Here is a 12,928-nt window from a genome sequence, read left to right on the forward strand (position 1 = left end):
CAATGCGTTACCCAATTATTATTCATCCTGACAAACGATTATACAAAAAAGCGGAGCCGATCAAATATATTACGGATGAGATCGTCACTTTATTAGACGACATGTATGAAACGATGGTGGCACACGATGGTATTGGCTTAGCTGCACCCCAGATCGGAAAAAATCTACGTATTGCAGTGATAGAAGTGGAAGAAGGAGATCGTTTTGATTTTATCAATCCCGAGATCATTGATCGTAAAGGGAAGAATATTGATGTTGAAGGCTGTCTTTCGATTCCAGAAACCTATGGAACGGTTGAACGCGCAGATGAAGTGACTGTGCGTTACTATGACCGTGAAGGTACAGAAATGGAAGTCACAGCTTATGGCTATTTGGCCCGTGCCTTTCAGCATGAGATTGATCATTTAGATGGTAAGCTGTTCATTGATCAAGTGATCGAAATGATTACACCAGAAGATTTAGAAAGATATATGGAGGAACATGCCGATGACTAAAATTGTATTTATGGGAACCCCCGCCTTTTCAGTACCGATCCTTGAAAGCTTGATTGAGGCAGGCTATGATATTGCTGCTGTTGTCACACAGCCAGATCGTCCAGTTGGTCGGAAAAAGATCATCACACCGACGCCAGTAAAGGAAGCAGCATTGAAGCATGGCTTATTAGTTTTGCAGCCAGAAAAAATCAGTGGTTCTCCTGAGATGGAGAAGATCAAAGAATTAGCGCCTGATTTATTAATCACAGCGGCTTTCGGACAATTTTTACCGGAGAAGCTATTACAAGTTCCTAGACTAGGAGCAATTAATGTTCATGCGTCATTGCTACCTAAATATCGCGGCGGTGCCCCTGTACATTATGCGATCATGGAAGGCGAAGCTGAAACAGGCGTGACGATCATGGAGATGATCAAAAAAATGGACGCTGGCGGTATCTTCAGTCAACAAAAAATCGCCATCACGAAACAAGATGATGTCGGTACGATGTTTGAAAAACTTAGCCAAGTAGGAAAAGAACTACTGCTAAAAACATTGCCAAAGATCATCTCTGGCGAACTGAAGCCAACGCCACAAAACGAAGAGGAAGCCACGTTTTCACCAAACATCAGTCGTGAACAAGAAGCGATCGATTGGCAGAAGACAGCGGAAGAAGTCGATAATCAGGTTCGAGGAATGCATCCATGGCCTGTGGCGTTTACAACTTATGAAGGTGCACGATGGAAAATTTTCCACACAACTCCGCTAGAAGAAACAACATCAGCAGCTCCGGGTACAATTATTAAACGTACAAAAAAAGAATTACACATAGCCTGCGGAAATGGCAGTGTTTTGGCCATTGACGAACTGCAGCCAGCCGGCAAAGCCAAGCAAGCGATCCAAGCCTTTCTAAACGGCAGTGGTCAAGCAGTTGCTGAAGGGCAGCAGGTGGGCTAGATGGCAAAAATTCCCAAAAAATTATTACGCTCAGTCCGTTTTACCGCACTTGAAGCGATCGAACGGATCAATCGTGGCGGCGCTTATTCCAATTTACTGTTGAACGAATTGATTCAAAAGAACCAAGTCGACGGAAAAGACACCGCCCTATTAACCGAGCTTGTTTATGGCACACTCAGCCGCCAGCTTTTATTAGCGTATGATATTGAACCTTTTATCAAAAAGGCGAAGAAAGTTAATCCGTGGGTCAAAAGCTTATTGCAGCTATCGATTTACCAAATGCTCTATTTAGATCGAGTCCCAGACCATGCGATTATTAATGAAGCGGTGGAAATCGCTAAAGCGAAAGGGAATCCTGGCACGGGAAAATTTGTCAATGGTGTCCTGCGCTCATTTCAACGTGAAGGTGCACCATCGTTGGAGCTGATTCAAGACCCAATTGAACGTTTGGCAACAGAGATTAGCCTGCCGAGATTTCTCACAGAAAAATTTGTGGCAGAAATTGGTGAAGAAGAGACACGTAAATTGGGCTTGTCCTTATTGGAACCTAGTCGGGTCAGTGCTCGGATTGATCCGCGGTTCTTAACGCGTGCAGAGGCGATCGAAGCTTTGGAAGAAGACGGAATTGAAGCGCGGCTCAGCGAACTTTCGCCTTATGGTATTGTTGCCGATAAGGGTTTTCTAGCCGGTAGTGAATTATTCCAAAATGGCTGGCTGACGATTCAAGATGAGAGCTCGATGCTGGTTGCTCAAGCGATGCAGATCAAACCAGGTCAAAAAGTTTTGGACGCCTGTGCAGCACCAGGCGGGAAAACAACACATATCGCGGCTTTGCTGCAGGATGAAGGTTCAGTGACCGCACTGGACATTCATGATCATAAGCTGAAATTAGTTCAGGAGAATGCGGAACGTCTGCGAGTAGCAGATATGGTTGTGACGAAGAAAATGGATGCCCGTGAAGCGGCAGAAAATTTTGAACCAGAAAGTTTTGACCGTATCTTGGTAGATGCGCCATGTTCAGGTTTAGGCTTGATGCGTCGAAAACCGGATATCAAGTATCAGAAAAAACCACAAGATTTTGTTCAATTGCCCAAAATTCAACTAGAAATTTTAAAGAATTGCGCTCCCACATTGAAATCAGGTGGAATTATGGTATACAGTACATGTACAATTGCAAAAGAAGAGAATCAAAAAGTGGTGGCTGAGTTTTTAGCAACTCACCCTGAATTTGAAAAAATTGAACTAGATTTAGAAATGAAACTACAGCCGGCGATTCAAGATCAAATGTTGGTTTTATATCCAGAAATGTTTATGACGGATGGCTTTTTTATTTGTGCAATGCGAAAAAAATAGAAAAATGAGGTGGACAAAAGGATGGAGATCCAATTTCAATCAGACATTGGCAAGCGGCGCAATATGAATCAAGACTATGCAAATGTATTTACTAATCAAGCAGGAATGTATTTGGCGATATTAGCTGATGGCATGGGCGGTCATTTAGCTGGCGATGTTGCTAGTAAAATGGCGGTAGACGGTTTAGGCGCTGCTTGGTCAACCTCGACTATCGCACAGCCGGAAGAAGCCGCTAAATGGTTTTCAACTGAAATCCAAAATGTCAATGAAGCAATCTATCAAGAAGGAATTGCTAATCCAGAAATGCAGGGAATGGGGACAACGATTGTCAGCACGGCGTTGTTAGATGAAAAATTTGTGTTGGCTCACGTTGGTGATAGCCGGGCATACTTAATCCAAAATAATCAATTACAACAGTTGACAGATGATCATTCCTTGGTCAATGAACTGCTGAAGTCTGGGGAAATTACTGAAGAAATGGCAGCAATCCACCCGCAAAAAAATGTGTTGACTCGTTCAGTGGGTATCGCAGGGACGATTAAGACAGATATTTCAGAGCATCAGTGTCATCAGAACGATTATTTGTTATTGTGTTCAGACGGATTGACCAATATGGTGAGTGAAGAAAATATTTTAGCAATCGTGGAAAGTGATCAAACATTGGAAGCGAAGACCAAGCAGCTGATTAATGCAGCCAATGATGCTGGCGGTGCGGACAATATCACCGTTTTGCTGATCCATTTTGAAGGGGAGGCTCGTCCATGATTGAAATAGGCAAATTGGTCAATGGACGTTACAAAGTTATCGCCAATATCGGCAGCGGCGGTATGGCAAACGTCTTTTTGGCCCACGATTTGATTTTGGATCGTGATGTTGCCATCAAAATATTACGCTTTGACTTTCAAAATGATCAAACTGCAATTCGCCGTTTTCAACGTGAAGCTTTAGCGGCAACCGAGATGGTCCACCTGAATATCGTAGGAGTATACGATGTGGATGAAGAAGACGGTATGCAGTACTTGGTCATGGAATATGTAAAAGGGATGGACCTGAAACGCTATATTCAAATGCATCAGCATATTCCTTACGGCAAGATTGTAGATATCATGGAACAAATTCTATCTGCAGTGAGCCTGGCTCATGCTCATGGTATTATTCACCGTGACTTGAAGCCGCAAAATATTTTGATGGATCAGGCAGGCGTGGTGAAAATCGCAGACTTCGGTATCGCGATCGCCTTATCTGAAACTTCTCTGACCCAAACGAACTCCATGCTGGGCTCGGTGCATTATTTATCACCAGAACAAGCCCGCGGCAGCATGGCAACGAAGCAATCAGATATTTATGCATTAGGGATTATTTTGTATGAAATGATCACGGGCAGTGTACCATTCGATGGCGAATCTGCTGTAACGATCGCATTGAAGCATTTCCAAGATGAGATGCCTTCAGTCAAAGGCTTTGACCCAGAAGTTCCGCAAGCTTTGGAAAATATCGTGATGCATGCCACTGCGAAGGAACCGGCTGATCGGTATAAAACGGCAGAAGAAATGGCAGCAGACCTTTCAACAGCGTTAACTCCAGCGCGGGCAAACGAATTGCCGTGGCGACCAACAGTGATGCTAGATGAAACGAAAGTGCTGACACCGATTCAACCGGAAGATATTCCAGCTGAAAAGCCCAAAGAGGAAACTCCGGAGCCAGAAGAAAAACCAAAAAAGAAAAAAGGCAGAAAACGCCTGATTATCATTTTTTTATTGCTGATGTTGGGAATTGGCGGAGTGGTCGGCTACCTGCTGACGAGCTCAGCCGAGATATCGGTTCCGCAGGTTGAGAATATGACTGAGGCGGAAGCCCGTGCAGCTATAAAAAAAGCGAACTTGTCGGTGGATAGTAAGACGTCAGAAGTCTCAAGTGATACAGTCCAAAAAGGCCGCGTCGTTAAAACTAATCCAGCAGCTGGAACAATGATCAAAAAGAGTCGACCCGTGCGACTATTCATCAGTTCAGGTACGCAAGAAGTGTCTATCAAAGACTATGAGGGTGAATCAATCGAAGATGCACAAGAAGATTTGATTGATATTGGATTTGCCGAGAAAAACATCCGCATCAAGAAAATAAATGATGACAACGTCGCTGTCGATCAGATTATCAGTCAAAGTCCTAGAGAAGGAACAAAGTTAAATCCGAAAACAGATGAAATTACCTTTGAAGTATCTAAGGGGCCAAAAACCTTTAAGATTGGAAAGTATTCAGGCATGACTTATGTGCAAGCGAGAGAAAACCTATTGGAGCTAGGGATTGCAGAAAGACAAATTATTGTGAACTATGAATCGAGTGAGACTGTCGCAGCGGAAGTAGTTCTTAGTCAGGATCCTGTAAGTGGAACAGCGCTTAAATCGACCGACACAATTACTCTGACGGTTAGTTCCGGAACTGCTTATGTTGAGCTAGAAGATTTAGCTGGTCAGGACAAAGGAGCTGCAGAGGCGACACTAACTAATAGTGGTCTGAAGTATACAGAGGTGGAAGAGTTTTCCGATGATGTGGAAGCTGGAAAAGTTACGCGGACAGATCCTGGAGCAGGCTCTAGCTCGCTTAAAAAGGGTGACACTGTGACACTCTATATCTCCAAGGGACCGGAGGAAAAGGAGAATACGTTTGACGTGACGATTTCTGCTAAGTACACTAATAAAGATGAAAATACACAAGACACGATCACTGTACTTTTAAAGGACAAGAACAAAACAACCTTAACTCAAGTTTTGAAATTTAATTTAGATAAGAACTTGTCGTCAACTGAACAAAAATTTTCTGTGACGACCGAAGAAGGCGGCAGCGCGACTGTGGAAGTTCGACGTAATGGAAATAGTGTAACTAAAGAAGTCAGTGGGCCAGAAACTATTACTGTACCTTAGAAAAAACCTTTCCTATTTTTTAGGAAAGGTTTTTTTAGGTCGTTTGTACTGAAATAGGTTTTGAAGTATGCTACAATAAAAAGGAAATTGAAGGATGGTATCCAGTTTTGAAATCGAATTGGTTTTCATCGGGAAATTATTTTTTTAGTGTGAAAAAGCCGTCGTTTTTCAGTTAGATAAAGGAGATGAGACGAATCAAAGGACAGATTCGTAAGGCCCTAAGTGGTTTTTATTACGTTGCCAGTGAAGGAAAGATTCATCAAACGCGTGCCCGCGGAAATTTTCGAAAAAAAAAATTAACACCTTTGGTTGGAGATGAAGTGGTTTTTAGCAGTGAAGAGAATAGTGAAGGCTACATTCTCGAGTTGCTGCCGCGCAAGAATGAGTTAGTGCGTCCGCCAGTTGCTAATGTCGATCAAGGGGTCATTGTGACTAGTTTAGTGGAACCGAATTTCTCATACAATCTATTAGATCGTTTCTTAGTGACGTTGGAAAATGAATACATTCATCCAATCATCTATTTATCCAAAACAGATTTAGTTGCTGACCAAGTCTTGGTGGATGAAATTCGATCAGTCTATGAACCGCTTGGTTATCCCGTAATTGATGGCGAACAAGACAAACAAAAACTGACAGATCTGTTTGCCGATAATTTGACTGTCTTTATGGGGCAATCAGGAGCCGGCAAGTCCACCTTATTGAATGATGTTTCGCCCGATTTGAATTTGGAAACAGGTGAGATTTCTGATGCGCTAGGACGAGGCCGTCATACGACACGGCATGTAGAACTCTTAGATTTGTTTAACGGTTTGGTCGCCGACACTCCGGGATTCAGCTCGATTGATTTCTTAGAAATATCTGCTGAAGAACTGCCCAAAGAGTTTCCTGAATTCCGCGAAGCCGCACCAGAATGTCGTTTTCGGGAATGCCGCCATGTAAAAGAGCCTGGCTGTGAAGTGAAACACCGAGTAGAAGAAGGTAAAATCGCCCAGACGCGTTATGATAATTATTTACAGTTTCTGCAGGAAATCGAAAAGCGCCGCCCTATTTATAAAAAGAATAAATAGTAATTGGATATTATATATAATACGTATGTAACTAATACGGCTTTGAACTTAGATTTTTTCTATAAGGAAAAATAAATACATTAAAATGAAAAAGGATGTCAGTCCAACTATTCGCAGTTCAGCTGTGATGAGAAGTAGATGAAATGTGTAGAAAACTCAAGGTAAGAGAAACCTAGTTGGATGATATACGGCTTGAAACTCAGACTTATTTTTTCTGTAAGGAAAAATAAATACATTAAAATGAAAAAGGAGTAAACATTATGAAAATTGCCCCATCGATTTTGAGTGCGGATTTCGCCCGTCTAGGCGAAGAGGTAAAAATGGTAGAAGATGCAGGTGTCGATTACATTCATATTGATGTGATGGATGGGAATTTCGTACCAAATATTTCTTTTGGTCAAGTTGTCGTGAGTGCCTTACGTCCTGTTACTAAATTACCACTAGATGTTCATTTGATGATTGCTAATCCAGAAAATTATATCAACGATTTTGCTAAAGCGGGTGCCGACATCATCATGGCTCATGTGGAAGCTACAACGCATATTCATCGTGTGATTCAAATGATAAAAGCAGCAGGTGTTAAGCCAGGTGTTGTATTGAATCCAGGAACACCAGTTGAATCGATCAAATATGTTTTAGGTGATGTCGATCAAATCTTAGTGATGACGGTCAATCCAGGATTTGGGGGACAATCGTTCATCGAGAGCCAAGTTGAAAAGATCGCGGAACTGAATCGTTTACGTAAAGAAAATGGCTATCATTATGAAATAGAAGTTGACGGTGGAATCCAACCTGAATCAGCCAGAAAATGTGCAGAAGCGGGTGCGGATGTGTTTGTCGCTGGCTCATACATCTATGACGCAGAAAACTCACAAGAAAAAATCAACGCGCTGCGAGCAGCCATCGACTAATGAAAATTTTACTTGTTGCAGGCGGTGATCCCAATCACTGGCCTGCTTTTTCAAATGACTTTGATAAGGTCATCGGAATCGATCGCGGCAATTTATTCCTTTTGCGTCAAGGAATCGTGCCAGATTTAGCGATCGGCGATTTTGATTCATTGAACGAAGCTGAAAAAGATGAAGTATTCAGTCAAGTTGCAGAAGTACAGACCTCTCCCGCAGAAAAGGATGATACAGACACCCAATTAGCGTTGACGACTGCTTTTGAGCGTTACCCTAATGCGGAAGTAACGTTGATCGGGGCAACAGGTGGACGTTTAGATCACTTATTAGCGAATCTTTGGCTGGGTGTTGAGCCGCGGTTTTTACCTTTTTTGAGCCAGATAAAAATATCGGATCAGGGAAATGATGTTAGCTATATTGCTTCAGGAATTCATCAAATTGCTAAAAATCCGGAAATGAAGTATGTTGCGTTTTGCTGTTTGACTCCTGTAAAGAAACTGACATTAAAAAAACTGAAGTATGAACTATCAGCAGTTGATTTTTTACAACCAACTAGTTTGGCTAGTAATGAGTTCATGACAGGTGATGCTGAAGTAAGCTTTTTGGCTGGGGTGATTGCTGTAATCCAGAGTCGTGACATTTAAGAGCGGAGTTGAGAATCGTTTTTTTTGAAACGAATTCGCTGCTCTTTTTTTTATTTGTGAGAGATACTAAAATTCTCTAAAATCAACCGCCTCTGCTTTTTAATCCCTTCATTTAGTGGTAAAATTCAATCTATATTATAGCGTTCAGAGGTGCCTAAGTGAGAAAGTTTAATCCAAATAAAAATATTATTATCATGTTAATTGTTGTTATTATTGTCGTGGCAACTGTCTCGATCACCGCAGCAAATCGCGCGAAGGACAGCGATACGAATATTGTTCAATCGACTATCAATGACACGATCAGTGTTGTTGACAAAGTAATTACTGCACCAGGACGTTGGTTAAACAGCGGAGTCGAATCTGTTTCTAACCTGATCAATACGTATGAAGAAAACCAAAAATTGAAAAATGAAGTTGATAAATATGATGAAGTGAAGCAGCAAACGAAGAATCAAGCGCAAGAAATTGAAAGATTGAAAGACGAGCTCGAACTAAATCAAACATTGACCAGTTATGAAAAAGTTACCGCAAACGTTATTACTCGTTCGCCAGATACATGGCAAGATATGCTGATTGTTGATAAAGGCAGCAGTGATGGTGTTGAGGGAAATATGGCGGTTATGTCAAATAAGGGATTAATTGGTCGAGTGATGGAAGTGAATGCCCATTCATCTAAGATTCAATTACTAACTTCTGATAATAAAAGTAGTAATTATTTTCCAGTGAAAATAAGTTCAAATAAAGGAAATTCTTTTGGAATCTTAAATAAATATGATGCAAAAGCACAGCAATTGATCGCGTCGGAAGTTCCTGAGGATCAAGAAATTAAAGAAGGCGATGTTGTTCAGACTTCTGGTCTGGGTGGAAACTCACCAGCTGATCTGCCTATCGGGACAGTCGCTAAAGTTAAACCGAACAGCACTGGGATAAATCAAGAAGTTTACATCAAACCTTATGCACAAATGTATGATATTTCAGTCGTAACAATCGTTCAAAGAATGGCGGGAGTAACTGAATGATTAAACGTACAACATTGAAATATATTTCGCCCTTTTTGTTATTTTTCTTGTTTCTATTAGATGCCCATGTGACCCAGTTGATCACCTCTTGGACAAATAACGTCTATGTCGCAAATGCGCATTTGGCACTTTTAGTCCTGCTGATTATCTCGCGGGTCGTTGATGAACGGTTTTTGTTAGGAACTTCTCTAATTTTAGGGATTTTGTATGATCTATACTATATTGGGGTTATTGGGATTTATGCTGTGATTTTTCCGGTGCTAGTGATGTTGCTCTATTTCTTTAAGAAAACTATTCAGCAAAATATTCTGACCCTTTTTTTTACGATCGTAATAAGCGTCACGCTTTTTGAACTGATCAGTTTATTATTGCAAACTATTTTCGGTCTGACAGGAGTCAGCGGTAACTTTTTTGTCCCCCGTTATCTAGGTCCGACATTGCTTTTTAATATTCTGACTTTTGTAATTTTAATTTTCCCATTAGAGAAAATTTTGATTGGACCTTCCGATCAAGAGCTTGATGTATAAAGGAAAATCTAAACATGCTAATGAATATAAAAAAACAGGAGAAATTTTCTTCTGTTTTTTTGTCGACTCAATTTGTAACTAAAAAATAGCGAATTGAAATGTTTTTGTAACAAAGCTATTATCTGCATGACATACTGCTATGGTAAACTCATCAATGTGTTAGAAAAAAGTCTAATAAAATTCAAAAATAAATTTGAGTAGTCGGAGGACATTAGAGTGAAAAAAAGTTTGTTATCAGCATTAATGGTATGTTCAGTGACATTAAGCGCATTAGCAGCTCCAGCCGCAGCTTCTGCCGATGAATTTGATAGTAAAATTGCTGATCAAGATGCAAAAATTTCAAGTTTACAAAATCAACAAACCGATGCACAATCACAAATCAGTGCATTAGAAGGTGAAGTTGCTTCAATTAACGATAAAGCCCAAGGGTTATTAAACGAACAAGCATCATTGAGAGAAAAATCTCAAGAATTACAAAAGCAAATCGAAACATTAGAAAAACGTATCGAAAAACGTTCCGCTGCAATTAAAGAGCAAGCGCGTGATACACAAGTCAAACAATCATCAGGCACGAATGTTATTGATGTAGTATTAAATGCTGAATCATTTACTGATGCTGTCAGCCGTGTTCAAGCTATGACGACGATTGTCAAAGCAAACAACGACCTTGTTGAACAACAAAAAGCAGATAAAGCAGAAGTTGAACAAAAACAAGCTGAAAATCAAAAACAACAAGAGCAAATCACAGCAAACCAAGCTGCTTTGGAAAGCCAAAAAGGTGATTTGATTGCGAAACAAGCAGATCTTAATGTTCAAACAACGACTTTAGCAGCTGAACAAGCTACTGCTGAAGATGAAAAAGCAAGCTTGAAAGAAAAACAAGAAGCTGCAATCAAAGAACAACAACGTGTTCAAGAAGAAGCGCGCCAAGCTGCAGAAGCACAAGAAGCTGCTAAAAAAGCTGAAGCGGACGCTAAAGCAAAAGCTGATGCAGATGCAAAAGCAGAAGCTGACCGTAAGGCACAAGAGGAAGCTGCTGCTAGCACGACGACGACTGAAAGTTCAACTGTTGAGTCTTCATCTACAGTAGAATCTTCAACAACCGAACAAACTCAATCAAGTACAGTAGAATCATCAGCAACTGAATCTTCAAGTGACGATAATTTCCAAGGTGGCGGTGCGACACCTACGACACCTTCTAATACTGAAAATTCAAGCTCGAATGATCAAGGTTCAACTTCTTCATCAACAAATAATCAAACGCCATCAACACCGGCACCAGCTCCTACACCAAGTCCAGCTCCAGCACCATCTGGAAATGGCTCAGGCGTAGTTGCTGAAGCAATGAAATATATTGGGACACCGTATGTATGGGGTGGAAAAACACCTGCAGGATTTGACTGTTCTGGTTTTACTTCATATGTATTCCGTCAAGCTACTGGACGCGAAATTGGTGGCTGGACAGTGCCTCAAGAATCAGCTGGAACTCGTATCTCAGTTGGTGAAGCTCAAGCAGGAGATTTATACTTCTGGGGAAGCCCTGGTGGTTCATACCACGTAGCTATTGCAATGGGTGGCGGACAATATATCCACGCCCCTCAACCTGGCGAAACAGTTACAGTAAGTTCTGTAAGCTATTATGCACCAAGCTTTGCAGTTCGTATGTAATCTAATTTAATCAATCGTGACCGGTACGAATTTCGTACCGGTTTTTTTAATGGAGGAAAAACAATGCAGAAACAATTGAAAAATGGTAATTTTTATTTAGGTCTTGCTATTTTAATGATGGCTATTTTATTTATTAGTTCTTCGATGACTTATCAACAGCAAAGCCAGGTATCCTTGATTCAAAGATTATTAGCAAATGAGCCATTAAAAGGCTTTTTCAGCCAGATTTCTTTTGATTACGCGGGCAGCGAAGTGAGTATTTCAGCAAAAGGCTATGTTAAATTTGTTGAATTCTTTATTCGAAAAGGCGCGCATTTTATGACGTACTTTGTTTTAGGTGGAAGTCTATACTTAGGATTATTACCTAAATTGAAGCAAAAATCATCGGTCTTAGGTCTGCTTTTCGCTTGGTTGGCTGCGACAGGTTATGCAGCAACGGACGAATTTCATCAGATGTTGACTGGTGGGCGTACACCGTTGTTTCAAGATGTCATGCTTGATTCTTGCGGCGCGCTAACTGCCTGCTTGATCATCATTGTTTTTCGAACCATTCGCAAAAAGCGTTAATAAGGATTTTTCTTGACGAAAGTGGCTTTCAGGCAGACAATGATAGAGATGACAAAATAATTGGAGGTATGTATCATGTCAGGACATAGTAAATGGAACAATATTCAAGGGCGGAAAAATGCTCAAGATGCGAAAAGAGGAAAAATCTTCCAAAAGATTTCACGGGAAATTTATATGGCAGCAAAAGCCGGCGGTCCTGACCCGAGTACGAATGCAGCGTTACGATTAGTGATAGATAAAGCCAAGTCAGCAAACATGCCTAATGATAATGTTGATCGGGCAATCAAAAAGGCTACATCAGCTGGCGAGGGTGAACATTACGATGAAATTACTTACGAAGGCTATGGTCCAGGCGGTGTCGCTATTCTGGTCCATGCACTGACAGATAACCGCAACCGGACAGCGACGAATGTACGCGTTGCTTTTTCAAGAAACGGCGGTAATTTAGGTGAGACTGGTTCTGTTAATTACATGTTTGATCGGAAAGGATATATTGCTATCGAACGTGATAATCTATCAGTAGATGAAGATACGATGTTTGAAAAGGTGCTTGAAGCTGGTGCGGAAGACATGGAGATTCAGCCGGAAGTTTTTGAAATCTACACTGCAGCTGAAGACTTTACTAGTGTACGTGATCAATTGGAAGCTGATGGTTTTACTCTAGCCCAAGCAGAGTTGACTATGATACCGCAAACGACTGTTAGTTTGGATGAAGAGCAACAGGCAAAGCTGGATCATTTGGTTGAGAAATTAGAGGACGATGATGATGTTTCAGAGGTATTTACTTCTGCAGAATAAGGGTAATCCTTCTAAAATAATATAGAAAAAAACC

The 12,928-nt window shown here is 41.0% G+C and carries 13 protein-coding genes; all 13 read left to right on the forward strand.

Features of this window, described 5'->3' with window-relative positions; translation table 11 throughout:
* Nucleotides 1-2: 2 nt before the first annotated feature.
* The 13 genes from def (at nt 3) to AC4J95_RS15430 (ending at nt 12,894) form a co-directional block, all read left to right on the forward strand.
* Entirely contained in the window at nt 3-494 is a 492-nt protein-coding gene (gene def, locus AC4J95_RS15370) for a peptide deformylase (RefSeq protein ID WP_494550617.1), read from the forward strand.
* A complete protein-coding gene (fmt, locus tag AC4J95_RS15375) occupies nt 487-1,428 on the forward strand; it encodes a methionyl-tRNA formyltransferase (RefSeq protein WP_494550618.1) in 942 nt (313 codons plus the stop codon). The genes def and fmt overlap by 8 nt, the downstream gene beginning before the upstream one ends.
* Nucleotides 1,429-2,781 (forward strand): 16S rRNA (cytosine(967)-C(5))-methyltransferase RsmB, encoded by a 1,353-nt coding sequence (gene rsmB / locus AC4J95_RS15380; protein ID WP_494550619.1) that lies wholly within the window; start codon nt 1,429-1,431, stop codon nt 2,779-2,781.
* Nucleotides 2,782-2,802: 21 nt separating this feature from the next.
* Entirely contained in the window at nt 2,803-3,546 is a 744-nt protein-coding gene (locus AC4J95_RS15385) for a Stp1/IreP family PP2C-type Ser/Thr phosphatase (protein WP_494550620.1), read from the forward strand.
* Nucleotides 3,543-5,699, forward strand: a complete 2,157-nt coding sequence (pknB, locus tag AC4J95_RS15390; RefSeq protein ID WP_494550621.1) for a Stk1 family PASTA domain-containing Ser/Thr kinase — start codon at nt 3,543-3,545, stop codon at nt 5,697-5,699. Before AC4J95_RS15385 ends, pknB begins: the two co-directional genes overlap by 4 nt.
* A 185-nt stretch (nt 5,700-5,884) precedes the next feature.
* A complete protein-coding gene (gene rsgA / locus AC4J95_RS15395; RefSeq protein WP_494550622.1) occupies nt 5,885-6,766 on the forward strand; it encodes a ribosome small subunit-dependent GTPase A in 882 nt (293 codons plus the stop codon).
* A gap of 260 nt (nt 6,767-7,026) precedes the next feature.
* The gene (rpe, locus tag AC4J95_RS15400; protein WP_494550623.1) at nt 7,027-7,677 is read left to right on the forward strand and encodes a ribulose-phosphate 3-epimerase; all 651 of its coding nucleotides are present in this window, start codon (nt 7,027-7,029) and stop codon (nt 7,675-7,677) included.
* Nucleotides 7,677-8,315, forward strand: coding sequence for a thiamine diphosphokinase (locus AC4J95_RS15405; RefSeq protein WP_494550624.1), 639 nt, complete (start codon nt 7,677-7,679; stop codon nt 8,313-8,315). The genes rpe and AC4J95_RS15405 overlap by 1 nt, the downstream gene beginning before the upstream one ends.
* Before the next feature lie 158 nt (nt 8,316-8,473).
* Nucleotides 8,474-9,334, forward strand: coding sequence for a rod shape-determining protein MreC (mreC, locus tag AC4J95_RS15410; RefSeq protein ID WP_494550625.1), 861 nt, complete (start codon nt 8,474-8,476; stop codon nt 9,332-9,334).
* A complete protein-coding gene (gene mreD / locus AC4J95_RS15415) occupies nt 9,331-9,861 on the forward strand; it encodes a rod shape-determining protein MreD (RefSeq protein WP_494550626.1) in 531 nt (176 codons plus the stop codon). The genes mreC and mreD overlap by 4 nt, the downstream gene beginning before the upstream one ends.
* A 216-nt stretch (nt 9,862-10,077) precedes the next feature.
* Nucleotides 10,078-11,529 carry a C40 family peptidase gene (locus AC4J95_RS15420; RefSeq protein WP_494550627.1) on the forward strand — a complete coding sequence of 484 codons (1,452 nt, stop codon included), beginning with the start codon at nt 10,078-10,080 and terminating at the stop codon, nt 11,527-11,529.
* 63 nt (nt 11,530-11,592) lie between these two features.
* Nucleotides 11,593-12,096 (forward strand): VanZ family protein, encoded by a 504-nt coding sequence (locus tag AC4J95_RS15425; RefSeq protein WP_494550628.1) that lies wholly within the window; start codon nt 11,593-11,595, stop codon nt 12,094-12,096.
* Between the two features lie 75 nt (nt 12,097-12,171).
* Complete coding sequence (locus AC4J95_RS15430; RefSeq protein ID WP_494550629.1) at nt 12,172-12,894, forward strand: YebC/PmpR family DNA-binding transcriptional regulator; 723 nt, start codon at nt 12,172-12,174, stop codon at nt 12,892-12,894.
* Nucleotides 12,895-12,928: the final 34 nt, after the last annotated feature.

Source organism: Enterococcus sp. GPZ-007 (genome assembly GCF_059374735.1).

Excerpts from the sequence above, each read along its gene's own strand:
- fmt (WP_494550618.1), top strand. The coding sequence starts at position 487 with ATGACTAAAATTGTATTTATGGGAACCCCCGCCTTTTCAGTACCGATC.
- AC4J95_RS15430 (WP_494550629.1), top strand. The coding sequence starts at position 12,172 with ATGTCAGGACATAGTAAATGGAACAATATTCAAGGGCGGAAAAATGCT.
- rsgA (WP_494550622.1), top strand. The coding sequence starts at position 5,885 with ATGAGACGAATCAAAGGACAGATTCGTAAGGCCCTAAGTGGTTTTTAT.
- rsmB (WP_494550619.1), top strand. The coding sequence starts at position 1,429 with ATGGCAAAAATTCCCAAAAAATTATTACGCTCAGTCCGTTTTACCGCA.
- pknB (WP_494550621.1), top strand. The coding sequence starts at position 3,543 with ATGATTGAAATAGGCAAATTGGTCAATGGACGTTACAAAGTTATCGCC.
- mreD (WP_494550626.1), top strand. The coding sequence starts at position 9,331 with ATGATTAAACGTACAACATTGAAATATATTTCGCCCTTTTTGTTATTT.
- def (WP_494550617.1), top strand. The coding sequence starts at position 3 with ATGCGTTACCCAATTATTATTCATCCTGACAAACGATTATACAAAAAA.
- AC4J95_RS15385 (WP_494550620.1), top strand. The coding sequence starts at position 2,803 with ATGGAGATCCAATTTCAATCAGACATTGGCAAGCGGCGCAATATGAAT.
- rpe (WP_494550623.1), top strand. The coding sequence starts at position 7,027 with ATGAAAATTGCCCCATCGATTTTGAGTGCGGATTTCGCCCGTCTAGGC.
- AC4J95_RS15425 (WP_494550628.1), top strand. The coding sequence starts at position 11,593 with ATGCAGAAACAATTGAAAAATGGTAATTTTTATTTAGGTCTTGCTATT.
- AC4J95_RS15405 (WP_494550624.1), top strand. The coding sequence starts at position 7,677 with ATGAAAATTTTACTTGTTGCAGGCGGTGATCCCAATCACTGGCCTGCT.